The sequence below is a fragment of the Rubellimicrobium mesophilum DSM 19309 genome (assembly GCF_000600335.2).
Taxonomy (GTDB): domain Bacteria; phylum Pseudomonadota; class Alphaproteobacteria; order Rhodobacterales; family Rhodobacteraceae; genus Rubellimicrobium; species Rubellimicrobium mesophilum.
In genome coordinates this window covers 1-20,706 of the sequence record NZ_KK088611.1, presented here as the reverse complement: position 1 = coordinate 20,706, position 20,706 = coordinate 1, and the positions used below count along the sequence as shown (strand labels likewise).

The window sequence follows — 20,706 nt, the reverse complement described above, 5'->3', positions numbered from 1 at the left end:
CCTCGACCGAGCGGTCCTCCACCACGCGGGCGATGGTCTGGCCGGCCGGGACGCCCGCGCCCGCCACCGCCTCCCCGGCTCCGGTCGCCCAGGCGGACGGCGCGAAGCCCGCCACGGCTTCCCCGGCCGCCCCGGAGGACGACGCCCAGGCCGCCCCGGCCACCGAAGGGGTTGCGCCCCGGGCCGCCGCGTCCGATGAAGCGGCGCGGGCCGAGCCCTCCTCCGATGGCCGGGCGCCTTCGGACGGGCAGACGGGCGACGAGGACGAGGAGGGGACGGCGCGCCCCTGAGGGCGCCGCCGGGACGGGGACGGACGTGAACAGGACCGAGTTCATCATCGCCACGGCGGTCATCCTCTTCGTGGCCTTCAGCCTCGGCTGGTTCGCGGGCTGGCTCGTGAACCGCTTCACCCGCGTCACCCGCGCCGAGATCGGCGAGCTCGACCGCATGGCCCAGGCGCTCCACGACGCCGAGGAGACGCGCGACCAGGCGCTCGCCTATCTCGCCACCCGCGAGGGCGAGCTGGAGAGCCTCCTCCTGCAGAAGGACGCCGAGCTCCGCGCCGCCATGGACGGCCTCCGCGACGCCCGCCAGGAGGCCGAGGGCCTCCGCGACTGGATCGATCGCAACCACCGGCGTTAGTGCCCGACCGGCGCCTTTCCGCCGGGGACCGGGGCGCGGCCACAGGGGTCCGTCGCTCGGGCGGACGGACCGGCCTGCCCTCCTTGCCCGACGCGCGGCCCCGACCTAAGCTTCCCACCCAGGACGAGATGGTGGAGGCGCGCATGTGCCAAGTCTACGCCGGCCAGGCCCCCGAGACCTACGAGCCGGTCACGCGGCGGATCCGTCTCAACGGGCATTCGACCAGCATCCGGCTCGAGAGCAGCTTCTGGCGCATCCTCGACGACATGGCCCGGCGCGAGGGGATGACGACGCCCGCCTTCGTGTCCCGCCTCCACGACGAGGTGATGGAGCTTCGGGGCGAGACGCGCAACTTCGCCTCCCTGCTGCGCTGCGCCTGCGTGATCCACGCCTCGCGCGGGGACGCCCGCCCGGCCTGGGCCATGGCCGCCGAGTAGGCTCAAGAAACCGTCATGTAGTAGCCCGCTACTACCCGGGCGCCTCCCGCGCGCCCTAACCTCCCTCCAACGACGTCCGAACGGACGACACGGAAAGGGAGGATCAATGGCCAAGGCGGTCCATTCTATGATCCGCGTCCTCGACGAGGCGCGGTCGCTGGCGTTCTACGAGCGGGCCTTCGGCCTGACGGTGGACACCCGGCTCGACTTCGAGACCTTCACGCTGGTCTACCTGCGCAACCCCGAGGCCGACTTCGAGCTGGAGCTCACGGTCAACAAGGGCCGGACCGAGCCCTACGATCTCGGCGACGGCTACGGCCACCTCGCCGTGGTGGTCGACGACCTCGAGGGAGAGCACGCCCGGCTGACCGAGGCGGGCCTCGGCCCCCGCAAGCTGGTGAGCTTCGCCCCCGACGGCGGCGAGCCCATCGCGCGGTTCTTCTTCGTCGCCGACCCCGACGGCTACCAGATCGAGGTGCTTCAGAAGGCGGGACGGTTCCGCTGAACCCCCAAGGCACGAACGAACCCAGGGAGGAGGACACATGACCAAGATCGATCGCGCGGGCCTGACCCGCCGCGAGCTTCTCGCGCGCAGCGTCGCGGCGGGCGGAAGCTTCCTCGTCGGCGCCAGTTGGGTGACCGGGCAGTCGGCCGCCTGGGCAGTCGAGGTGGCAGCGCTCAAGCCCGAGACGATGGCCACGCTGGTGCAGATGGCGCGGGACATCTACCCGCACGACCGCATCCCGGACGACCGCTACGTGGTGGCCGTCAAGGGCTACGACACCCCGGAGCAGGCCCCCATGATCGAGGAGGGCATCGCCGCCCTGAACGCCGCCGCCAGGGGCAAGGGGTTCGACAGCTACCTCGCGGCCGGCTGGGAGGACGACCGCGTGGCGATGCTGAAGGCCATCGAGCAGGGCGAGTTCTTTCAGACCATCCGGGCGGGCCTCGTGACCGGGCTCTACAACCAGAAGGAGGTCTGGCCGCTCTTCGGCTACGAGGGCGAGAGCTACAGCCATGGCGGCTACATCGACCGCGGCTTCAACGACATCGACTGGCTCTGAGGCGGGGAGGCGCGGACCATGGTTGCGAAGTACGACCTGAACGACGACAGCGTGGTCATCATCGGCTCTGGCGCGGGTGGCGGGACGCTGGCCAACGAGCTGGCGCAGAAGGGCATCAAGGTGGTGGCCCTGGAGGCCGGCGGCCGCTACCTGCCGCAGGACTACATCAACGACGAATGGGAAAGCTTCGGCCAGCTCGCCTGGCTCGATACCCGCAAGGCGACCGGCGGCTGGCGCGTGGCCAGGGACTTCGGCGGCCTGCCCACCTGGATCGTCAAGGCGGTGGGCGGCACCACGACCCACTGGGCCGGCGCCTCGCTCCGGTTCCAGGACCACGAGTGGAAGACGCTGACCAACTACGGACAGGTGGCCGGGGCGAGCCTCCTCGACTGGCCCATCGACGCGGCCGAGATGGACCCCTGGTACGCCAAGGCCGAGGCCAAGATGGGCGTGACCCGCACCAACGGGCTGCCGGGCCTGCCGGGGAACAACAACTACCTCGTCCTGGAGAAGGGCGCCAAGGCGCTGGGCTACGAGGAGGTCCATACCGGCCGCATGGCGATCAACTCGATCGAGTACGGCGACCGGATGTCCTGCCAGCAGACCGGGTTCTGCTTCCAGGGCTGCAAGTGGGGCGCCAAGTGGTCCACCGCCTACACCGAGATCCCGCTGGGCGAGGAGACCGGCTTCCTCGAGGTGCGCGAGCGCGCCCACGCCGCGCGGATCGAGCATGACGACACCGGCAAGGTCACGGGCGTCGTCTACTTCGACGCCGACGGCCAGGAGCAGCGGCAGGCCGCGCGCCTCGTCTGCGTGGCGGGCAACACCATCGAGAGCCCGCGCCTCCTCCTCAACTCGGCCTCGTCGATGTTCCCGGACGGGCTCGCCAACTCCTCGGGGCAGGTCGGGCGCAACTACATGCGCCACACCACGGGCTCGGTCTACTCGGTCTTCGAGAAGCCGGTGCGGATGTGGCGCGGCACGACCATGGCCGGCATCGTGCGCGACGAGGCCCGGCACGACCCCTCGCGCGGGTTCGTCGGCGGCTACGAGCTGGAGACGCTGTCGCTGGGCCTGCCCTTCATGGCGGCCTTCCTCGACCCCGGCGGCTGGGGCCGCAGCTTCACCTCGGCCATCGACGGCTACGAGAACATGGCCGGCATGTGGATCGTGGGCGAGGACATGCCGCAGGAGACGAACCGGGTCACGGTGGACACCGACGTGCTCGACCAGCATGGCCTGCCCACGCCGGTCGTCCACTACGACGACCACGCGAACGACGTCGCCATGCGCGACCATGCCTACGAGCGCGGCATGGCCATCCACGAGGCGTCCGGCGCGGTGCGCAGCTTCCCGACGCCGCCCTATCCGTCGACGCACAACCTCGGCACCAACCGGATGTCCGACAACCCGAGGGACGGCGTGGTCAACCGCTGGGGCCAGTCGCACGACGTCGCGAACCTCTTCGTGTCGGACGGCTCGCAGTTCACCACGGGGGCGGCCGAGAACCCGACGCTGACCATCGTCGCGCTGGCCATCCGCCAGGCCGACCACATCGCCAGCGAGATGAGCGCGGGCAACCTCTGACGGGCTCCGCCCGCTGCGCTCGATCGGGGGAGCGGGCCACCGCTCCCCATTCCCGTCCGACCGCCGCGCTACTCGTAGTCGGCGTGGGCCAACGTGCCGGACGCGGAACGGTGGCAAGGGTCGGCCCGCCGCGCGCCGCGCTCGGCGGAACCCGGCCCGCTCCGGTTGGTTCGCCCCGGGAGGGGTCCGTCGAGGGCCTCGGGAGGAACGCCGGCGACCTCGGGGCGCGCGGCACGCAGAGGAGTCGGATCATGTCCCACCGCATCGCCGTCGCGGCCTTGGCGCTCCTTGCCCTGTCGGGGCCTGTCCTGGCGCAGGACGACCCCCGGACCGTGGGCATCAGCGTGGAGGGCACGGTCGTCGAGATCCCCGTGGACCTCGCGGCCCAGGCCTGCGGCGTGGAGGCGGAGACGCTCCTCGCCGAGTGGGACGCGCTCGGGACCGAGCTTTCCACCATGGCCGACACCTCGGTCCAGGCCGACGCCACCGACCTCGCGCCCGACGTGGCGGTGGACACGCAGATGGACTCCACCATCGACGGCCAGACGGTGGCGGACGGGGCCGACGCGACGAGCACGGCGGCGGGCGGCGCGGCGCCCGACATCGCCTCGGATGTGAACGCGGCCGGCAGCACCGACGCCGCCCCGGCCGAGGGGGCTGCCGACGCCGTGTCCGACGTCCAGGCGACCGCCGCCGACACCGAGCCGGGAACCGAGCCCGGCGCCCCCGCCGACGGCACCATGGACGCGGGCGTGGAGGTCGCGGCCGGCGCGGGCGACGACGCCGACGCGGCAACCTCCCAGGAAATCGCCGCCGGGACCGAGGCGGAATCCGGGCCGGCCACGCCGACGGTGGGCACCACGCTCTCCAAGGCCGCCGTCTGCGAGGTCGGCGCGGACACGGCCACCTCCCTCGGCATCGCCGGGCCTGGCTGAGTCGGTCGCCGGCGGCGCGTCCCGGCGCTCGGACGCGCCGCCCAACGCAACCCGGCTCCATCGCCGTGGAGGTCGCACCCACAGGGGCCGAGCCTCCGCCTCCGTCGCTCAGGGCAGCGCATGTCCTGCCTGCTCCCGGGACCCGGCTGGGGGCGGGATCCTCAGCCGCGCGGCGCCGCCGCCCGCCGCAGCCGGTCGTTGATCGCGCGGCCCAGGCCCCGGTCCGGCACCGGCGCCACCGCGATCCGCTCCGCCCCCATCGCGTCCAGCGCGTGCAGGCATCCGAACAGGTTCGCCGCCGCCTCCTGCAGGTCCCCCGTGGCCGAGAGCGTGAGCTGCCCGGGAACGTCCCCGAACCCGAGCATCACCTCGCCGGGCTCGGGCTCCCGGACGTTCAGCCGCATGCTTCCCCTCGGCGCGTAATGCGACGCCATCTGCCCCGGTGCTGCCACCCGCTCGGGGCTGGTGTCCACTCCGATACGCTCGCCCAGCGCCGCCTCCAGCGCCTCCACGGGAAGCCCCCCGGCGCGCAGGAGCCGAGGGGGCCCGTCCAGCGCCAGGATCGTCGACTCCACCCCCACCGGGCAGGCGCCGCCGTCCAGCACCGCGTCGATCCGGCCTGCGAGCCCCGCCAGCACATGGTCCGCCGTCGTCGGCGACACCCGCCCCGAGGGGTTGGCCGAGGGCGCCGCGAGCGGCCGCCCGGCCTCGCGCAGGAGCTCCCGCGCCAGGGGATGCGCCGGAGCCCGCAGCGCCACCGTGGGCAGACCCGCCTGCACCAGCGGCGACAGCCCCGTCCCTTCGCGCGCCGTCAGCACCAGCGTCAGCGGCCCCGGCCAGAAGGCGGCCATCAGGTCGGCCGCCTTGTCCGTCACCTCGGCGAGCCACCCGGCGGCCTCTGCGCCCTCGACGTGCACGATCAGCGGATTGAAGCTCGGCCGCCCCTTGGCGGCGTAGATCCCCGCCACCGCCCGCCCGTTCCCGGCATCGGCCCCGAGCCCATAGACCGTCTCGGTCGGGAAGGCGACGAGGCCCCCCCCGCGCAGGATCGCGGCGGCCTCCGCGACTCCCTTGGCGTCGGGCCCGAGACGTCGCGTTTCGCTGTCGGTCATGACGTGGCGTTCCGGTTTGCGCTGGCAACGGCCCCCTCTAGGCTCCGCCTCGCCGCTTGCCTAGCCCCGCCGCCGAGGGACCTCATGCCCTACCGCTCGCCGCTCTCCGAGTTGCGCTTCCATCTCGACCACGTGGCGGGCCTGTCGCAGGTGGCCGCGACCCCCCGCTTCGCCGAGGCCACGCCCGACACCGTGGGCGCCGTCCTCTCCGAGGCCGCCCGCCTCTGCGACGAGGTCCTCGCGCCGCTGAACCGCTCCGGCGACCTCCACCCCGCGAAGCTGGAGAACGGCGTCGTCCGCACCTCTCCCGGCTTCGCCGAGGGTTACAGGGCTATCGCCGAGGGCGGCTGGGTCGGCCTCTCCGCCGATTCCCGCTGGGGCGGCGCCGGACTGCCGCTGACGGTCGCCACCGCCGTCAACGACATGATGTCGGGCGCCTGCCTCGCGCTCCAGCTCAACCCGCTCCTCACCCAGGGCCAGATCGAGGCCCTGAGCCGCCATGGCTCTCCCGACCTGCAGACCTTCTATCTCCCGAAGCTGACCTCCGGCGACTGGTCCGGCATCATGGCCCTGACCGAGCCGCAGGCGGGCTCGGACGTGGGGGCGCTGACCACCCGGGCCGAGCCCGACGGCAACGGCGCCTTCCGCATCACGGGCGAGAAGATCTTCATCTCCTGGGCCGACAACGACTTCACCGAGAACGTCTCCCATGCCGTCCTCGCCCGCCTGCCCGGCGCGGCTCCGGGCACCAAGGGCATCTCGCTCTTCGTCGTCCCCAAGTACCTGCCCAACGGCGACGGCACCTCGGGCGAGGCGAACGCGCTCCGCGTCCTCAAGCTCGAGCACAAGATGGGCCTCCACGGCTCGCCCACCGCCGTCCTGGCCTACGAGGGGGCCAAGGGTTGGCTCGTCGGCCCTCCGCACGGCGGCATGGCCTGCATGTTCACGATGATGAACAACGCCCGCCTCGGCGTGGGCGTCCAAGGCATCGGGATCGCCGAGGCCGCCTTCCAGGCCGCGCTCGACTGGGCCACCACCCGCCGGCAGGGCGGCGCCGGGGCCATCGTGGAGCACGCCGACGTCCGCCGGATGCTCGCGCAGATGAAGGCCGACCTCTTCGCCGCCCGCGCCATCGCGCTCGACTGCGCCGTGGCGCTCGACATGGCGCAGGCGACCTCCGACCCCGCCTGGGCCGCCCGCGCCGCCGTCCTCACCCCCATCGCCAAGGCCTTCGGGACCGACGTGGGCCACGAGGTCGCGCAAGCAGGCATTCAGCTCCACGGCGGCATGGGCTTCATCGAGGAGACCGGCGCCGCCCAATACGCCCGCGACGTGCGCGTGACCTCGATCTACGAAGGGACCAACGGCATCCAGGCCCTCGACCTCGTCGGCCGCAAGCTCTCGGACGGGGGCGAGGCCGTGGGCCGCCTCCTCGACGAGGTTGAGGACGCCGCCGCCCGCGCCCGCGCGGACCTTCCCGACCTCGCCGGACCCGTCTGGCGCGCTGCGGAATCCCTGCGCGAGGCCACCGACTGGCTCCTCGACCACCCCGCCGACCGGGGCGCCGGGGCGGCGCCGTATCTCCGCGCCTTCGCCCGCGTCCTCGGGGGCCGGGCGCATCTCCGCGCCGCCATGGCCGGGGACGGCGCCCGCCGCCGCCTCGCCGCCTTCTACGCCCGCCGCTGCCTGCCCGAGGTGCCCGGCCTCCTCGCCCAGGCGCGGGACGGGGCCGAGGCCGTCCTCGCGGTCACGCCCGCCGACCTGTCCTCCTGAGGGGGGCGTGACAGCGCCCGGACGATGGGCTAATTCCCGGCCGGACCAGACCCAGAGGGAGCCGCCATGGCCCAGCACGCCCAGACCCAGGACCAAGGCGCCATCGCCCACGAGACCCTGGCCTATGCCACCAAGGCCCATGTCACCGGCACCCACGAGCTCGGCACCATGGACATCACCCGCCAGCAGCAGACCTTCGTGACCTTCATGCGCTTCGTCACGCGCATGTGCATCCTGGTCGCGGTGGTCCTGATCTTCATGGCCCTCGTCAACGGCTGATGCGCCGCCGCGCCCTCCTCCTCGGCCTGCCCCTCCTGCTCGCCGGCTGCGGCATGAACGCCGAGTCGGTCTGGGCCCCCGACGCGGACCTCGCCAAGGCACGCTACCAGGCCCCGGGCCCGACCTATCTCGCGCTGGTCACCGTGCGGAACGAGGGGGACGGCCAAGGCGCCCACACCGCCCTCCTCATCAGCGCGAGCGAGCGGGTCCTCTTCGACCCCTTCGGCGGCTGGACCCATCCCGGCGTGCCCGAGCGGAACGACGTCCTCTACGGCTTCTCGCCCGCCGTGGAGGCCGACTACCTCCGCTACCAGGCCCAGGACGGCTACTACTACGTCCGCCAGGAGGTGCAGGTCCCGCCCGAGGTGGCCGAGCAGGCGCTCGCCCTCGCCAAGGCCAAGGGTCCGGTCGGCATGGCCATGTGCACCAACGCGACCGCCGACATCCTGCGCCAGCTCCCCGGCTTCGAATCGCTCGGCTCCACCTTCTTCCCCGAGCATCTCGCCGCCCGCTTCGGCCGTCTCCCCGGCGTCACCACGGTCGAGGTCCACGGCGAGCCCCCGGCCGAGGCGGGCTGACGGCCCCCTCAGCCCCGCTCCCAGAGCACCCGCTCGACCCGGTCGCCCCGCATCCGCCGGACCCGCCGGACGACGCGCGCGACGTCCGGCACCCCGCCCAGCACCGCGAGCTCCACGACGGGCTCGCCCCTCCGGCCCCGCTTCCGCCGCCACTCCGCATAAGGGTAGTCCGCGATGGGCCGGAACGTGTCCCGCCCGCGCGGCGCCGGGAACGGGTCCGTCACCCCGCTGTTGATGGGCGAGAGCTCGATCCTCTTCCGATGCGCCGCGACCAGCGCCGCCGCCTCCACCTCCAGCACGTCGTGCGCCTCGTCCCGGTAGAGCTTCGCCCCCAGCAGCCGCCCGAGCCGCTCCTCCGTCAGCCAGAAGAACACCCGCCCGTTCAGCAGCCGCAGCCACTCCGCCACCGGCAGATCCGGGGGCAGGGCCCGCGCGAGCCTCTTGGCGTTCAGCGGCCGGTTGTCCCGGATCACCGCGCGGCCCAGGCCCGGGCTCTCCAGCACCACCGAGCCGGGCCGCCGCTCGGCCTCGATTGCCTCGCGCGCCGCCCCCTCCACCCCGTAGAGATCGAGCAGCGCCGAGGTGCTGAGCAGGCCGCTCTCCCGGATCGACGGCCAGCTCCCCGCCTCCGCCATGTGGTAGAGCACCGGATGGTCGGTCAGGAACTCCTCCAGTTCGGCCTCGGTCATGCCGCCCTCCCGGGCCGGAGATGGTTCGCCCCGCTCGCCCGTCCAGCCCCGGGGGCTGGCGTCCGAGCCCCCCAGGCCCTAGAGCGCGGGACGAGGAGGCCGCCATGCCCGATGCACCGCCCGCCGTCGTCCTCGCCGGGGGCCTCGCGCGCCGGATGGGCGGCGGGGACAAGCCGCTCCTGCCCTTCGGCGGGGGCACCGTCCTCTCCGCCGTCCTCGCCCGCCTCGCTCCGCAGGCGGGCCCCCTCGCCATCAACGCGAACGGCGATCCCGCCCGCTTCGCCGCCCATGGCCTCCCCATCCTCCTGGACCCTGTCGAGGGGCATCCGGGTCCCCTCGCCGGGGTCCTGGCCGCGATGCTCTGGGCCCGGTCGCTCGGCGCCGCCACGATCCTCACCGTTCCGGGCGACGCACCCTTCCTGCCGACCGACCTCGCGGCCCGCCTGACGCTGGCGGGCGCCCCCGCCTTCGCCACCTCGGGCGGCCGTCCCCATCCCATCGCCGCCCTCTGGCCCTCGGCCCTCGCCGGGGTCCTCCGCCAGGACCTCGCCGACGGTCTCCGCAGGGTCCAGGCCTTCGCGACCGCCCATGGCGCCCGGCCCGTCGAATTCCCCTCTCCCCTGGACGGCCCCGACCCCTTCCTCAACCTCAACACGCCCGAGGACCTGGCTCGGGCCCGCCGCTGGCTCTGAAAACGCTGGATTCCGCAGTCCCCCGACCAAGAATGCCCCCATGCGCATCGCCAAGGGCTTTCCCGACGCCGCCCGCCCCGCCATCGCCGCCCTCTACTGGGAGGCCTTCGGCGCGAAGCTCGGCCGCGCCTTGGGCCCCCGCGACCGGGCGCTTCGCTTCATCGAGGGGGTCCTCTCGCCCGACCATGCCGTCTGCGCCTGGGACACGGACGGACGCCTCCTGGGCGTCGCCGGCTTCAAGACCTACGACGGCTCGCTGGTGGGCGGCGACTTCGCCGACATGGCCCGCGTCTACGGGCGGATCGGCGCGACCTGGCGCCTCGGGCTCCTCGCGCTCCTCTCCCGCGACACCGACAACGTCCGCTTCCTGATGGACGGGATCTTCGTCGCCCCCGAGGCGCGCGGCCGGGGCGTCGGCACCCGGCTCCTCGACGCCATCGCCGAGGAGGCGCGGTCGCGCGGCTACCACGAGGTCCGCCTCGACGTGGTGGAGGACAACACCCGCGCCCGCGCCCTCTACGAGCGCAAGGGCTACCGCGCCGTGGCCCGCCACTCCACGGGGCTCCTGCGCTACGTCTTCCGCTTCGACGCCGCGACGACGATGGTGCTGCGGCTGGGCTGACCCCGCCGGTCGGCCCGCGCTACCGGCCAGTCACGAATACGAGACGCCCAGCACCTCGTAGCTCTTCTCGCCGCCGGGGTGCGGACCTCGACGCTGTCGCCCACGCCCTTGCCGATCAGCGCCCGCGCGAGCGGGCTCTTGATGTTGAGCCGGCCGTTCTCGATGTCGGCCTCGTACTCGCCGACGATCTGGTAGGTCCGCTCCTCGTCGGTGTCCTCGTCCACGATCTGCACCGTGGCGCCGAACTTGATCGGCCCCGACAGCCTGGCGGTGTCGATCACCTCGGCCAGCGAGAGGATGCCCTCGAGCTCCTTGATCCGCCCCTCGATGAAGCTCTGCTTCTCCTTGGCGGAATGGTACTCGGCGTTCTCGGAGAGGTCGCCATGCGCGCGCGCCTCGGCGATGGCGGCGATGATCTCGGGCCGCTCGACGCTCTTGAGGTGCTTCAGCTCGGCGTCCAGCTTCTCGTAGCCTGCGCGGGTGAGGGGAATCTTTTCCATAGGTCCTTTCCCGTGCTCACGGGGCAACAACAAGAGACAGGTTGATAACGCGGCGGGGCCCCCCGAAGTCAAGGGGCCGACTGGCCTGCCCATGGCCGGGCCCCGTGGCGCGGGGCTGTCCGCCGAACCCCGGGCCGGACATGGCGCCGGAGGCTCGGCGCCCTGCCAGGGCCCGGCGTTCCCCGCGGGGCTCCGACCCCCGGACGATGTTCTGGGCGCTCGTCACCGTGTCGCATTTGCGCTTTCGCGCGCGAATGTCTAGGTCAGGACCCCAAAGCGTGAGGGGGACGAAGCATGGCCGACGTGCAGCGGGAATCCATGGACTACGACGTCGTGATCGTGGGCGGCGGCCCGGCGGGCCTGTCGGCCGCGATCCGGTTGAAGCAGCTCGACCCCGACCTGTCGGTGGTGCTGCTGGAGAAGGGCTCCGAGGTCGGCGCCCACATCCTGTCGGGCGCGGTCCTCGACCCGGTGGGCCTGAACGCGCTGATCCCCGACTGGAAGGAGAAGGGCGCGCCCCTGAACGTCCCGGTGACCGAGGACAGCTTCTACGTCCTGGGCGAGGGCGGGAAGATGCGGATTCCGAACCGCGTCATGCCGCCGCTGATGGACAACCACGGCAACTACATCGTCTCGATGGGCAACGTCTGCCGCTGGCTCGCCACCCAGGCCGAGGAGCTGGGCGTCGAGATCTTCCCCGGCATGAGCTGCTCCGAGCTGGTGATGGACGGCGACCGCGTCGCGGGCGTCGTCGCGGGCGAATTCGGCAAGGTGCCCGATGGCAGCTTCGAGGGCGCCCCCGGCCCTAACTACGAGCCCGGGATGGAGGTGCGCGGCAAGTACGTGTTCCTCGCCGAGGGCGTGCGCGGCTCCCTCTCCCAGCAGGCGATCGCCCGCTACGACCTGGCCCAGGGGCGCGAGCCGCAGAAATACGGCCTCGGCATGAAGGAGCTCTGGGAGGTCGACTCGCCCCTCCACAGCCCCGGAAAGGTGCTGCACACGATGGGCTGGCCCCTGAAGAAGGGCGCGGGCGGCGGCGGCTTCGTCTACCACCTGAACGACCGGCAGGTCTACGTGGGCTTCGTCGTCCACCTGAACTACCGCAACCCCTACCTCTACCCCTACGGCGAGTTCCAGCGCTTCAAGCACCACCCGCTGATCGCGGAGCTGCTCACGGGCGGCAAGCGCATCGCCTATGGCGCGCGGGCCATCAACGAGGGCGGCTGGCAGTCGCTGCCGAAACTCGTGTTCCCCGGCGGCGTGCTCCTGGGCTGCTCGGCCGGCATGGTCAACGTGCCGCGCATCAAGGGCAACCACAACGCCATGCTCTCGGGCATCCACGCGGCCGAGGCGGCGCAGGCGGCGCTGGCCGCGGGGCGCGAGGGGGACCTCCTGGAGGACTACGACCAGGTCGTCCGCACCGGCGCCATCGGCCGCGACCTGCGCGCCGTGGCCAACGTCAAGCCGCTCTGGAGCCGCTACGGCCTGATGGCCTCGCTCGGCGTCGGCGGTCTCGACATGTGGACGCAGACGCTGCTCAACCGCTCGGTCTTCGGCGCGATCCGCCATGGCAAGACCGACGCCGAGAGCACCGAGCCCGCCGCCAAGCACAAGCCGATCCAGTATCCCAAGCCCGACGGCAAGCTTTCCTTCGACCGCGTGACCAACGTGGCCTTCTCGGGCACCAACCACGACCCCGACCAGCCCGCGCACCTCAAGCTCAAGGACCCCGCGATCCCGATCGCGGTGAACCTCCCCCTCTATGCCGAGCCCGCGCAGCGCTACTGCCCGGCCGGCGTCTACGAGGTGGTGGAGGAGCCCACGGGCCCGAGGTTCCAGATCAACTTCCAGAACTGCGTCCACTGCAAGACCTGCGACATCAAGGACCCGTCGCAGAACATCGTCTGGACGGCTCCGCGAGGCGGCGACGGGCCGAACTACCCCAATATGTGAAGGGCCGCGCCCTTCCCCGGCGCGATGTCCCGCCCATCTCCCCGGAAGGGCGGGAAATCGCCGGTCGCGGGGCCGGTCTCGCGATCGTGGCCCGCCCCCGATTGCACCCCCCGGCGCCGGCACCTAACCTCCGGCCCGGGACAGCACGACACGGGACAAGAGCCTTGCACGCGATGGGACGAGGAGCCGCCCTGCTCGGGGGGCTCGTGATGGCATGGGCGCTCGGCGCCGCCACGGGGGCCGGGGCGCAGACGGGGACTGGGGCGCAGGGCGCGACGCCGGCGGGAACCTACCTCGCCGCCCGCGCGGCCGAGGCGGCCAAGGACCTGCCTGCCGTGGCCGACCTCTACGCCCGGGCGCTCGGGCAGGACCCCGCCAACGCCCGCTTCCTCCAAAGCGCCCTCCTCGCCGACTTCGCGCTGGGCCGCCTCCCCGAGGCGCGCGCCCTGGCCGACCGCCTCGTCGCGGCGGGAGAGCCGAGCGCCGTCGCCGCCCTCGCCCGCGCCGTGACCGCCGCGCAGGCCGACGACTGGCGCGCGATCCTCAGGGACCTCGAGGCCGGACGTCGCGTGGGCCCCATCGCCGACGGCCTCGCGCGCGGCTGGGCCTGGATGGGCGAGGGCGAGACGGGCAAGGCCCTCGCCGCCTTCGACGAGCTGGCCAGCACCCCCAGCCTCAAGCCCTTCGCCCTCTACCACAAGGGCCTGGCCCTCGCCCTCTTGGGCGACCTCGACGGCGCCCGGGCGGCCTTCGCGCTCGCCGACTCCGAGGGGGTCCAGCGCACCCGCCGCGCCGTCCTCGCGGAGGCGGAGGTGCTGGGTGCCCTGGGCCGCCGCGACGAGGCGCTGCGCCTCATCGACGAGGTCGCGGGCAAGTCGCCCGACGCCCTCCTGGCCGCCCTGCGAGTCCGCCTGCAGGGCGATGCCCCGGTGGCCTTCGACCTGATCGCCTCCCCCGCCGAGGGGCTGGCCGAAGCCTACCTGAACCTCGCCGCCGTCGTGGCCGGCGACGACCCGACCAACGGCGTGATCCTCGCCCGCGCCGCCCTCGCCCTCGACCCGGACGAGGCCGACGCCGCCCTCCTCGCGGGCCAGCTCCTCGCCGACCTGGGCCAGCCCGACCTCGCGCGCGAGGCCTTCGCGAGCGTCCCCTCCGACGATCCCGACGCCCTCGCCGCCGAGCTCGGCCGCGCCTCGGTCCTGCGCAGCCAGGGCGAGGACGAAGCCGCTCTCGAGGTCCTCTCCCGCCTCGCCCAGGACCACCCCGACCTTCCGGAGGTGCAGGCCACTCTGGGCGACCTCCTGCGCGGCATGGACCGTCCGCAGGACGCCGAGGCCGCCTATGGCCGCGCCATCGACCTCTCGCCCGCCGATGCCGGCAATCTCTGGTATCTCCACTTCACCCGGGCGCTGGCCCGCCAGGCCCAGGACGACTGGCCCGATGCCGAGGCCGACCTGCGCCGCTCGCTCCAGCTCCGCCCCGACCAGCCGCAGGCCCTGAACCACCTGGGCTACACGCTCGTGGACCGGGGCGAGAAGCTCGACGAGGCGCTGGACCTGATCCGGAAGGCCGTGGCGCTCCGCCCCGACGACGGCGCCATCGTGGACTCGCTGGGCTGGGCCTACTACCGCCTCGCCCGCTACCCGGAGGCGGTGGAGCAACTGGAAAAGGCCGCCACCCTCGTCGCCACCGATCCCGTGGTGAACGACCATCTCGGCGACGCCTACTGGCGCGTCGGGCGCGAGCGGGAGGCCCGCTTCCAGTGGAGCCGCGCGCTCAGCTTCGACCCGGAGCCCGACGAGGCCGAGACGCTCCACCGCAAGCTCGCGAAGGGCCTCGATGCCGCCGACCCCCCGAAGGAGACCGCCGCCCTGCCGCCGGAGAGCACGGGTGGATAAGGGCTTCGCGCCGGCCAAGGTGAACCTCGCGCTGCACGTCACCGGCCAGGGGCCGGACGGCTACCACCATCTCGACAGCCTCGTGGTCTTCGCCGGCGCCGGCGACCAGCTCTCGGCCACCGTGTCCCGCGACCTGACGCTCTCGGTCGCCGGCCCCTTCGCGGCGGGCGTGCCGACCGACGAGACCAACCTCGTCCTGCGCGCCGCCCGCGCGCTGCGCGAGGCGCGGGGCGTCACCAAGGGCGCCGCCATCAGGCTCCTCAAGCACCTCCCCCACGGCGCCGGGATCGGCTCGGGCTCCTCCGACGCCGCCGCCGCGATCCGCCTCCTCGCCAAGCTCTGGGAGGTCGAGCCCCTCCCCCATGACGCGCCCGAGGTGCTGGCGCTCGGCTCCGACGTCCCCGTCTGCCTGCAGGCCCCCACCCCGGTGCGGATGCGCGGGCGCGGCGAGCGGACGGAGCCCCTGCCCCGCCTCCCCTCGCTCGGCCTCGTCCTCGTGAACCCCGGCGCGACGCTGCCCACCCGCGACGTGTTCCGGGCGCTGGCCCGCAAGAACAACCCGCCCCTCCCCGAGCCTCCCGAGGCGAAGAAGCCCGAGGACTTCGCCGCCTGGCTCAAGACCCTGCGGAACGACCTCCAAGCCCCCGCCGAGACCCTCGCGCCGGCCGTGACCGAGGTGCTGGAGACCCTTCGCAAGACCCCCGGCGTCCTCGCCGCCGTCATGTCGGGCTCCGGCGCGACCTGCGTGGGGGTGACCAGGGATGCGGGCGTCGCAAGGAACGCCGCCCGCATCATCCAGCTCGCCCGGCAAGGGTGGTGGGTCGCCCCCGCGCCGGTGCTGGCAGCGTGAGGGGCGGGGCCTGTCAGGCCGCCGCATCCACCTTCAGCTTCGCCGCGTGATCGCGGGCATAGGCCCTCAGGTCGCGCGGCTCCTGCCCCGTCAGCTCCGCCACGGCCCCCGTGACCGCCGAAGCCCAGCCTTCGCGGACAGGGTAGTAGATCGCGGCCAGGAAGCGGGCGTAGTCCTCGGGCACGCCCGCCTGCGTCATGATCCCGACGAAGGTCTCGTCGTCCACCGGCCGGTAGGTCACCGTCCGCCCCAGCGCGGCCGACAGCACCGCCGCCGCCTCGTGGTGGCTCAGCGCCTCGGGCCCCGTCAGGTTGAAGGCCCGCCCGTCGAAGCGGTCCGAGGTCAGCGCCGCCGCGGCGGCCAGGGCGATGTCCCGCGCGTCGATGAAGCTCGTCCGGCCCTCGGCCGCTGGCACCGCGACGACGCCCTGCCGCCGGATGCTCTCGCCCCAGTAGGTATGGAAGTTGTCCATGAACCAGTTCGGCCGCAGGATCACGAAGGGCACCCCGCTCCGCTCCAGCCGCAGCTCCACCTGCCGGTAGGGGATCGAGTCGTCCGCCTCCACGCCGAAGACGCTCTGGAACACCACCTTGACGCCCTTGCGCGCCGCGAGGTCCATGATCGGCCCCAGGGTCTCCACCACGTTCAGGTGCCCCGAGGGCATCAGCACATAGGCCCGGTCCACGCCTTCGAAGGCCGCCTCGTGCGTGCTCGGGTCGAAGTGGTCGAACCGCACCGCCTCGGCCCCCGGGACCTCCGTCGCGCGCCGGGACGCCGCCCGCACCCGCTCGCCCCGGGCCACCAGCTCGGCCACGAGAGGCGCCCCCACCGTGCCGGTCGCGCCCAGCACCAGAATCCGTCCTGACATCCGCGTCATCCTCGTCTATATGGTTTCCAATCGAAACCTGGTTTCTGCTGGAAATCACTTGGCACATCCGGTCAGCCTCGAAAAGAAGGCACCTTCGCGCCACTTGGTCACCCGCCGGAAACCGCCCCGGAGGCACGGATGCTCCCCTACGATGTCTATTCCGAGGCCTGCCCCACGCGCCTCGTCCTCGACCGCCTCGCCGACAAATGGACGGTCCTCGTCCTCGACCTCCTCGCGCAGGAGCCCCGCCGCTTCAACGCGCTCCGGCGCGAGATCGAGGGCGTGTCGCAGAAGGTCCTGTCCCAGACCCTCAAGCGGCTGGAGCGCGACGGCCTGATCGCGCGGCGGGCCTTCCCGACCGTGCCCGTCACGGTGGAATACTCGATCACGCCCCTTGGCCGGACGCTCTCCGAGACGGTCGCCGCCCTCGCCCACTGGGCCGAGACCCACATCGAGAAGGTCGTCGAGGCGCAGCGCGCCTACGACGCTCAGACCTCCCGCGCCACCACGTAGTCGGCGAGGTCCGCGAGCATCTCCTTCACCGGATGCTCCGGCAGCCGCTGGAGCGCGTCCTTCGCCCGCCCGACCCACAACTCCGCCTCGGCGCGGGTCGAGGCCAGCGCCCCGTGCCGCTCCATGAGTTCCCGGGCGCGCTCCACGTCGCCCTCCTCGACCTTCCCGCGCCCGATCACGCGCGTCCAGAAGTCCCGCTCCTCCCCGGAGGCCCCCGCCAGCGCCCGGATCACCGGCAGCGTGAGCTTGCCCTCGCGCAGGTCGTCGCCCCGGTTCTTGCCGATGGCGTCGGTGCCCTCGATGTCGAGGAGGTCGTCCACGATCTGGAAGGCGATCCCCAGCGCGTCGCCGTACTCGCGCAGCGCCTCCGCCTCGGCCCCGGAGGCCCCGGCGATCACCGCCCCCGCCTCCGTCGCCGCCGAGAACAGCGCCGCCGTCTTGCCCCGGATGACCTTGAGATAGGTCGCCTCGCTCGTCGAAAGATCCCGCGCCGCCACGAGCTGCAGCACCTCCCCCTCCGAGATCGTCGCCGAGGCGTTGGCCAGGATGTCGAGCACCCGCAGGTTCCCCGGCTCCACCATGAGCTGGAAGGCCCGGGCGAAGAGGTAATCCCCCACCAGCACCGAGCTCATGTTGTCCCAAAGGAGGTTCGCCGTCGGCCGCCCGCGCCGCTGCTTGGAATCGTCCACCACGTCGTCGTGGAGCAGGGTCGCCGTGTGGATGAACTCCACCGCCACCGCGAGGTGGACATGGAACGGTCCGCCATGGCCCAGCAGCCGCGCGGCGGCCAGCACCAGCATCGGTCGCAGCCGCTTGCCCCCCGCCTCGATCAGGTGCGCCGTCACCGCCGGGATGCGGGGCGCCGCCTCGGACTGCATCCGCTCGCGGATGAGCGCGCCCACGGCGGCGAGGTCCTCCTCCAGCGCCGCCGCAAGGCGGTCGTGGGGCTTCGCGCGGGCGTGATCCAGGCTCATATTCGGGGTCCAAAGGCTCGACATGGGAGGGCCCGGACGGCTAGCCTGCCGGGACCATGCGGGAGCTTCTGCGCACCACCGACCCCACCGTCATCGCCTTCGCCACCGCGCTCCTGCGGGGCGAGGGTATAGATTGCTTCCCGCTCGACCACAACATGAGCGTCCTCGAAGGCTCCATCGGCGTGCTGCCCCGGCGCCTCATGGTGCGCAGGGACGATTTCGACGAGGCCGTGACCGTCCTCGAGGACAACGGCATCGACCGGGGTGTCTGACCTCACGGAGGACGACTTCCTCGGCGGCCGCCTGCGCCTGAGGCAGCCCAGCAAGGGCTTCCGCTCCGGCATGGACGCGATGCTCCTCGCCGCCGCCGTCCCCGCCCGTCCCGGCGAGAGCGCCCTGGAGCTCGGCTGCGGCGCCGGCGCGGCGATCCTGGCGCTCGGGGCCCGCGTCCCCGGCCTGACCCTGGCCGGACTGGAACTCCAGCCCGCCTACGCGGCGCTGGCGTGCGCGAACGCCGCCCTGAACGGCTTTGCCCTGGAGGTCATCGAGGGCGACGTGGCCCAACCGCCGCCGGGCCTCCGCGCCCGCGCCGTCGACCACGTCCTGATGAACCCGCCCTACTACGACCGCGCCGCCTCCACGCGGGCCGAGGACCCCGGCCGCGACCTCGCCCATGGCGGCCCCGCCCCCCTCTCGGCCTGGCTCGCCCTCGCCGGCCGCCGCCTCCGCCCCGGCGGCATCCTCACCCTCATCCAGCCCACGGCCCGCCTGCCCGAGGCGCTCGCCGGCCTTCCCGCCACGCTGGGCTCCGCCGAGATCCTCCCCCTCGCCCCCCGTCCGGGCCACGAGCCCCGCCTGATCCTCCTGCGCGCCCGCAAGGGCGGCCGCGCGCCCTTCCGCCTTCTGCCCTCCCTGCCGCTCCACGACGGCCCCCCGGGCCCGGACGGCAAGGACTTCGCCCCCTGGGCGGTTTCGGTCCTGAGGGGTGGAACCAGCTTACCCTGGCCCTAGGTCCCCCTCGCACGGCGGCGCCCAAGCGGACAATCGCCCGGCCGCAGGATGCGACGCCGCGCAACGTGACAGTTCTGTGAAACTGTGCTCGACTCGGGCGGGCAGGCATCCACTGCACGGAGGACGACCCCATGAGCCTTAACGGTCACCTTGAGGAACTTCGGAGGAAGCACGACACCCTGTCGAAGGCCGTCGAGGAGGCCCAGCGAAGCCCTGGGACCGACGATCTCGAAATCGCCAAGATGAAGAAGCAGAAGCTCCAGCTCAAGGAGGAGATCACGCGCCTCGCCGCGCCCTGAGAGCCGCGAACCCTTCGGCCCGGGACTGCTGGCCCGGGCCCCCTGGCGTCCCGGGGCGTCGGGGCTCCGCCGGGATGGCCCTCGGGGGCCTTCGCCCCGGCCACGCCGCCAGCGCCGCGCCGCCCGCGACAAGGAGCGCGGCGACCCCCAGCCCCCAGGTCGCCTCCGCCGCGCCCCCCGCGACCAGCGCCAGCGTGGAGAGCAGCGGCGCCGCGTAGGACGCCACGCCCAGGAGCTGGATGTCCCCCCGCTTCACCCCCACGTCCCAGAGGAAGAAGGCGAGCCCCACCGGCCCCAGGCCCAGGAGAGCGACCGCGAGCCAGCCCCCGGCCGAGGCGGGCCAGAGCGTCTCCTCCAGCAGGAGGTGGGCGGCCAGCGACAGCGCCGCCGTCCCCGCGCAGGAGACGGTCACCCCCACGGTCGGCCACCGGCCGAGCTGGCGCGACACCACCGAATAGACGGCCCAGGTCATCGCGCAGCCGAAGGCCAGCACGAAGCCCAGGCCCGGGTTCGGCGCCGGTCCCGCCCCGCCCCCGCGCCCCAGCACGATCATCGCCACCCCCCCGAAGGCCAGCGCCCCGCCGGCCAGATGCCCCCGCCGCAGCCGCTCGCCGGGCAGGAGGCCCGAGAGCAGCACGATGAACAGCGGCCAGAGATAGGCGATCAGCCCCGCCTCGGCCGGCGGCGCGAGCCGCATCGCGCTGAAGTAGAGCAGGTGATACCCGAAGAGCCCCGCCACCCCGAAGGCATGGACGCCCCAGGGAATGCGCCGCAGCTCCCCCAGCGACCTCGTCGCCCCGCCCCAGGCGAGGCCCACGAGCGCCGCGATCCCGAAGGTCAGCGCGTTGTGCAGAAGGGGCGGCACCGGCGCCGTCCGCACGGTCAGGACAGCGAGCAGCGCCCAGAGCAGGACGGCGCCGAATCCGATCAGGGTGGCACGGAGGCGGGTCATGGCCGGGCTTCTAGCGGCGCGCGCCCCGCTCCGCGACCCCCGTCCGGCCCCTGTCCCGCCCTTCCAGGCTCCGTCGCCTTCCCAGCGCCCCCTCCCGGTCGCGCGCCCCATCGGCATATGGTCCGCCGTCCCGGCCCCTGAGCCACGTCGCCCGCACGAGGGCTCCGTCCGGCGGCGGCCATCCGATCTCCCCGGAGGATGCGCGCTCGCCGGCCCTACGCCCACGGCACTGATTCGCCCCGCCGCATGGGGGAGGCGAGCCCACGCCCGCCAGGGGCGACGCAACACCCCGGCCCGAGCGGTTTGCGAGCTGGATCAGAGCCTTGCCCCCGGGGTGTTGCGTCGCCCCACCCCCCACCGAACGCCCGGGTAACGGATCGTTAACCTCTCTCGCCCATCCTGGCCCGCATCAGGAGCGCCGCCCCGCGACGCCTCCCCCCCGGCCCGCTCACGACCTCAGAGCAGGAGAGCGCTTGCG

At 73.2% G+C, this 20,706-nt stretch carries 23 protein-coding genes and 2 pseudogenes; 19 read left to right on the top strand and 6 right to left on the bottom strand.

Annotation, left to right across the window (positions count from 1 at the left end; genetic code table 11):
• The 7 genes and pseudogenes from RUMESO_RS25915 to RUMESO_RS19910 form a co-directional block, all read left to right on the top strand.
• Positions 1-290: pseudogene (locus tag RUMESO_RS25915) on the top strand (hypothetical protein); the annotation flags it as partial.
• Positions 291-315: 25 nt separating this feature from the next.
• Positions 316-642, top strand: a complete 327-nt coding sequence (locus tag RUMESO_RS19935; RefSeq protein ID WP_037282873.1) for a hypothetical protein — start codon at positions 316-318, stop codon at positions 640-642.
• A gap of 143 nt (positions 643-785) precedes the next feature.
• On the top strand, positions 786-1,079 hold the full coding sequence (locus tag RUMESO_RS19930; RefSeq protein ID WP_037282880.1) for a ribbon-helix-helix domain-containing protein: 294 nt from the start codon (positions 786-788) through the stop codon (positions 1,077-1,079).
• A gap of 106 nt (positions 1,080-1,185) precedes the next feature.
• Complete coding sequence (locus RUMESO_RS19925) at positions 1,186-1,584, top strand: VOC family protein (RefSeq protein WP_037282871.1); 399 nt, start codon at positions 1,186-1,188, stop codon at positions 1,582-1,584.
• A 37-nt stretch (positions 1,585-1,621) separates the two neighbouring features.
• The gene (locus RUMESO_RS19920) at positions 1,622-2,143 is read left to right on the top strand and encodes a gluconate 2-dehydrogenase subunit 3 family protein (protein ID WP_037282869.1); all 522 of its coding nucleotides are present in this window, start codon (positions 1,622-1,624) and stop codon (positions 2,141-2,143) included.
• 18 nt (positions 2,144-2,161) lie between these two features.
• A complete protein-coding gene (locus tag RUMESO_RS19915) occupies positions 2,162-3,730 on the top strand; it encodes a GMC family oxidoreductase (RefSeq protein ID WP_037282866.1) in 1,569 nt (522 codons plus the stop codon).
• Positions 3,731-3,981: 251 nt separating this feature from the next.
• Positions 3,982-4,665 carry a hypothetical protein gene (locus tag RUMESO_RS19910; protein WP_037282864.1) on the top strand — a complete coding sequence of 228 codons (684 nt, stop codon included), beginning with the start codon at positions 3,982-3,984 and terminating at the stop codon, positions 4,663-4,665.
• A gap of 161 nt (positions 4,666-4,826) precedes the next feature.
• On the opposite strand, the gene RUMESO_RS19905 is transcribed toward RUMESO_RS19910, so the two are convergent.
• On the bottom strand, positions 4,827-5,777 hold the full coding sequence (locus tag RUMESO_RS19905) for an L-threonylcarbamoyladenylate synthase (RefSeq protein WP_037282861.1): 951 nt from the start codon (positions 5,775-5,777) through the stop codon (positions 4,827-4,829).
• 84 nt (positions 5,778-5,861) lie between these two features.
• On the opposite strand from RUMESO_RS19905, the gene RUMESO_RS19900 reads away from it, so the two are divergent.
• The 3 genes from RUMESO_RS19900 (at position 5,862) to RUMESO_RS19890 (ending at position 8,407) form a co-directional block, all read left to right on the top strand.
• Complete coding sequence (locus RUMESO_RS19900; protein WP_037282858.1) at positions 5,862-7,550, top strand: acyl-CoA dehydrogenase; 1,689 nt, start codon at positions 5,862-5,864, stop codon at positions 7,548-7,550.
• Between the two features lie 66 nt (positions 7,551-7,616).
• Complete coding sequence (locus RUMESO_RS19895) at positions 7,617-7,829, top strand: aa3-type cytochrome c oxidase subunit IV (RefSeq protein WP_037282855.1); 213 nt, start codon at positions 7,617-7,619, stop codon at positions 7,827-7,829.
• Positions 7,829-8,407 (top strand): hypothetical protein, encoded by a 579-nt coding sequence (locus RUMESO_RS19890; protein ID WP_051521530.1) that lies wholly within the window; start codon positions 7,829-7,831, stop codon positions 8,405-8,407. Before RUMESO_RS19895 ends, RUMESO_RS19890 begins: the two co-directional genes overlap by 1 nt.
• A gap of 8 nt (positions 8,408-8,415) precedes the next feature.
• Here RUMESO_RS19890 and RUMESO_RS19885 read toward each other — a convergent pair whose 3' ends face one another.
• Positions 8,416-9,096: a DUF7002 family protein gene (locus RUMESO_RS19885; protein WP_037282852.1), complete on the bottom strand. Its 681-nt coding sequence runs from the start codon at positions 9,094-9,096 to the stop codon at positions 8,416-8,418.
• Between the two features lie 104 nt (positions 9,097-9,200).
• Here RUMESO_RS19885 and mobA point away from each other — a divergent pair, with 104 nt between their 5' ends.
• Positions 9,201-9,788: a molybdenum cofactor guanylyltransferase MobA gene (gene mobA, locus RUMESO_RS19880; RefSeq protein WP_037282849.1), complete on the top strand. Its 588-nt coding sequence runs from the start codon at positions 9,201-9,203 to the stop codon at positions 9,786-9,788.
• Between the two features lie 40 nt (positions 9,789-9,828).
• On the top strand, positions 9,829-10,410 hold the full coding sequence (locus RUMESO_RS19875) for a GNAT family N-acetyltransferase (protein ID WP_037282847.1): 582 nt from the start codon (positions 9,829-9,831) through the stop codon (positions 10,408-10,410).
• A 30-nt stretch (positions 10,411-10,440) separates the two neighbouring features.
• Here RUMESO_RS19875 and greA read toward each other — a convergent pair.
• Positions 10,441-10,910: pseudogene (greA, locus tag RUMESO_RS19870) on the bottom strand (transcription elongation factor GreA).
• A 294-nt stretch (positions 10,911-11,204) separates the two neighbouring features.
• Here greA and RUMESO_RS19865 point away from each other — a divergent pair.
• The 3 genes from RUMESO_RS19865 to RUMESO_RS19855 all read left to right on the top strand — a co-directional run bounded on the left by RUMESO_RS19865 (position 11,205) and on the right by RUMESO_RS19855 (position 15,611).
• On the top strand, positions 11,205-12,863 hold the full coding sequence (locus RUMESO_RS19865) for an electron transfer flavoprotein-ubiquinone oxidoreductase (RefSeq protein WP_037282845.1): 1,659 nt from the start codon (positions 11,205-11,207) through the stop codon (positions 12,861-12,863).
• Positions 12,864-13,072: 209 nt separating this feature from the next.
• Complete coding sequence (locus tag RUMESO_RS19860) at positions 13,073-14,761, top strand: tetratricopeptide repeat protein (RefSeq protein WP_051521529.1); 1,689 nt, start codon at positions 13,073-13,075, stop codon at positions 14,759-14,761.
• Positions 14,754-15,611, top strand: coding sequence for a 4-(cytidine 5'-diphospho)-2-C-methyl-D-erythritol kinase (locus tag RUMESO_RS19855; protein WP_037282843.1), 858 nt, complete (start codon positions 14,754-14,756; stop codon positions 15,609-15,611). Before RUMESO_RS19860 ends, RUMESO_RS19855 begins: the two co-directional genes overlap by 8 nt.
• Positions 15,612-15,624: 13 nt before the next feature.
• Here RUMESO_RS19855 and RUMESO_RS19850 read toward each other — a convergent pair whose 3' ends face one another.
• Positions 15,625-16,479: an SDR family oxidoreductase gene (locus tag RUMESO_RS19850; protein WP_037282841.1), complete on the bottom strand. Its 855-nt coding sequence runs from the start codon at positions 16,477-16,479 to the stop codon at positions 15,625-15,627.
• 138 nt (positions 16,480-16,617) lie between these two features.
• Here RUMESO_RS19850 and RUMESO_RS19845 point away from each other — a divergent pair, with 138 nt between their 5' ends.
• On the top strand, positions 16,618-16,992 hold the full coding sequence (locus tag RUMESO_RS19845; protein WP_037282839.1) for a winged helix-turn-helix transcriptional regulator: 375 nt from the start codon (positions 16,618-16,620) through the stop codon (positions 16,990-16,992).
• On the opposite strand, the gene RUMESO_RS19840 is transcribed toward RUMESO_RS19845, so the two are convergent.
• On the bottom strand, positions 16,968-17,966 hold the full coding sequence (locus RUMESO_RS19840; RefSeq protein ID WP_037282837.1) for a polyprenyl synthetase family protein: 999 nt from the start codon (positions 17,964-17,966) through the stop codon (positions 16,968-16,970). The genes RUMESO_RS19845 and RUMESO_RS19840 overlap by 25 nt on opposite strands.
• 56 nt (positions 17,967-18,022) lie before the next feature.
• On the opposite strand from RUMESO_RS19840, the gene RUMESO_RS19835 reads away from it, so the two are divergent.
• The 3 genes from RUMESO_RS19835 (at position 18,023) to RUMESO_RS24585 (ending at position 19,276) form a co-directional block, all read left to right on the top strand.
• Positions 18,023-18,238 carry a putative signal transducing protein gene (locus RUMESO_RS19835; RefSeq protein WP_037282835.1) on the top strand — a complete coding sequence of 72 codons (216 nt, stop codon included), beginning with the start codon at positions 18,023-18,025 and terminating at the stop codon, positions 18,236-18,238.
• The gene (locus tag RUMESO_RS19830; protein WP_037282833.1) at positions 18,231-18,977 is read left to right on the top strand and encodes a tRNA1(Val) (adenine(37)-N6)-methyltransferase; all 747 of its coding nucleotides are present in this window, start codon (positions 18,231-18,233) and stop codon (positions 18,975-18,977) included. The genes RUMESO_RS19835 and RUMESO_RS19830 overlap by 8 nt, the downstream gene beginning before the upstream one ends.
• A gap of 131 nt (positions 18,978-19,108) precedes the next feature.
• Positions 19,109-19,276 carry a YdcH family protein gene (locus RUMESO_RS24585; protein WP_082484370.1) on the top strand — a complete coding sequence of 56 codons (168 nt, stop codon included), beginning with the start codon at positions 19,109-19,111 and terminating at the stop codon, positions 19,274-19,276.
• Here the strand turns inward: RUMESO_RS24585 and yddG are convergent.
• Positions 19,254-20,228 carry an aromatic amino acid exporter YddG gene (gene yddG / locus RUMESO_RS19825; RefSeq protein ID WP_082484367.1) on the bottom strand — a complete coding sequence of 325 codons (975 nt, stop codon included), beginning with the start codon at positions 20,226-20,228 and terminating at the stop codon, positions 19,254-19,256. The genes RUMESO_RS24585 and yddG overlap by 23 nt on opposite strands.
• Positions 20,229-20,706 lie beyond the last annotated feature (478 nt).

Bases quoted from the DNA above. Each gene is read 5' to 3' on its own strand.
- RUMESO_RS19930 (WP_037282880.1), top strand. From the start codon at position 786: ATGTGCCAAGTCTACGCCGGCCAGGCCCCCGAGACCTACGAGCCGGTC.
- RUMESO_RS19925 (WP_037282871.1), top strand. From the start codon at position 1,186: ATGGCCAAGGCGGTCCATTCTATGATCCGCGTCCTCGACGAGGCGCGG.
- RUMESO_RS19920 (WP_037282869.1), top strand. From the start codon at position 1,622: ATGACCAAGATCGATCGCGCGGGCCTGACCCGCCGCGAGCTTCTCGCG.
- RUMESO_RS19915 (WP_037282866.1), top strand. From the start codon at position 2,162: ATGGTTGCGAAGTACGACCTGAACGACGACAGCGTGGTCATCATCGGC.
- RUMESO_RS19910 (WP_037282864.1), top strand. From the start codon at position 3,982: ATGTCCCACCGCATCGCCGTCGCGGCCTTGGCGCTCCTTGCCCTGTCG.
- RUMESO_RS19905 (WP_037282861.1), bottom strand. From the start codon at position 5,777: ATGACCGACAGCGAAACGCGACGTCTCGGGCCCGACGCCAAGGGAGTC.
- RUMESO_RS19900 (WP_037282858.1), top strand. From the start codon at position 5,862: ATGCCCTACCGCTCGCCGCTCTCCGAGTTGCGCTTCCATCTCGACCAC.
- RUMESO_RS19895 (WP_037282855.1), top strand. From the start codon at position 7,617: ATGGCCCAGCACGCCCAGACCCAGGACCAAGGCGCCATCGCCCACGAG.
- RUMESO_RS19890 (WP_051521530.1), top strand. From the start codon at position 7,829: ATGCGCCGCCGCGCCCTCCTCCTCGGCCTGCCCCTCCTGCTCGCCGGC.
- RUMESO_RS19885 (WP_037282852.1), bottom strand. From the start codon at position 9,096: ATGACCGAGGCCGAACTGGAGGAGTTCCTGACCGACCATCCGGTGCTC.
- mobA (WP_037282849.1), top strand. From the start codon at position 9,201: ATGCCCGATGCACCGCCCGCCGTCGTCCTCGCCGGGGGCCTCGCGCGC.
- RUMESO_RS19875 (WP_037282847.1), top strand. From the start codon at position 9,829: ATGCGCATCGCCAAGGGCTTTCCCGACGCCGCCCGCCCCGCCATCGCC.
- RUMESO_RS19865 (WP_037282845.1), top strand. From the start codon at position 11,205: ATGGCCGACGTGCAGCGGGAATCCATGGACTACGACGTCGTGATCGTG.
- RUMESO_RS19860 (WP_051521529.1), top strand. From the start codon at position 13,073: ATGGCATGGGCGCTCGGCGCCGCCACGGGGGCCGGGGCGCAGACGGGG.
- RUMESO_RS19850 (WP_037282841.1), bottom strand. From the start codon at position 16,479: ATGTCAGGACGGATTCTGGTGCTGGGCGCGACCGGCACGGTGGGGGCG.
- RUMESO_RS19845 (WP_037282839.1), top strand. From the start codon at position 16,618: ATGCTCCCCTACGATGTCTATTCCGAGGCCTGCCCCACGCGCCTCGTC.
- RUMESO_RS19840 (WP_037282837.1), bottom strand. From the start codon at position 17,966: ATGAGCCTGGATCACGCCCGCGCGAAGCCCCACGACCGCCTTGCGGCG.
- RUMESO_RS19835 (WP_037282835.1), top strand. From the start codon at position 18,023: ATGCGGGAGCTTCTGCGCACCACCGACCCCACCGTCATCGCCTTCGCC.
- RUMESO_RS24585 (WP_082484370.1), top strand. From the start codon at position 19,109: ATGAGCCTTAACGGTCACCTTGAGGAACTTCGGAGGAAGCACGACACC.
- yddG (WP_082484367.1), bottom strand. From the start codon at position 20,228: ATGACCCGCCTCCGTGCCACCCTGATCGGATTCGGCGCCGTCCTGCTC.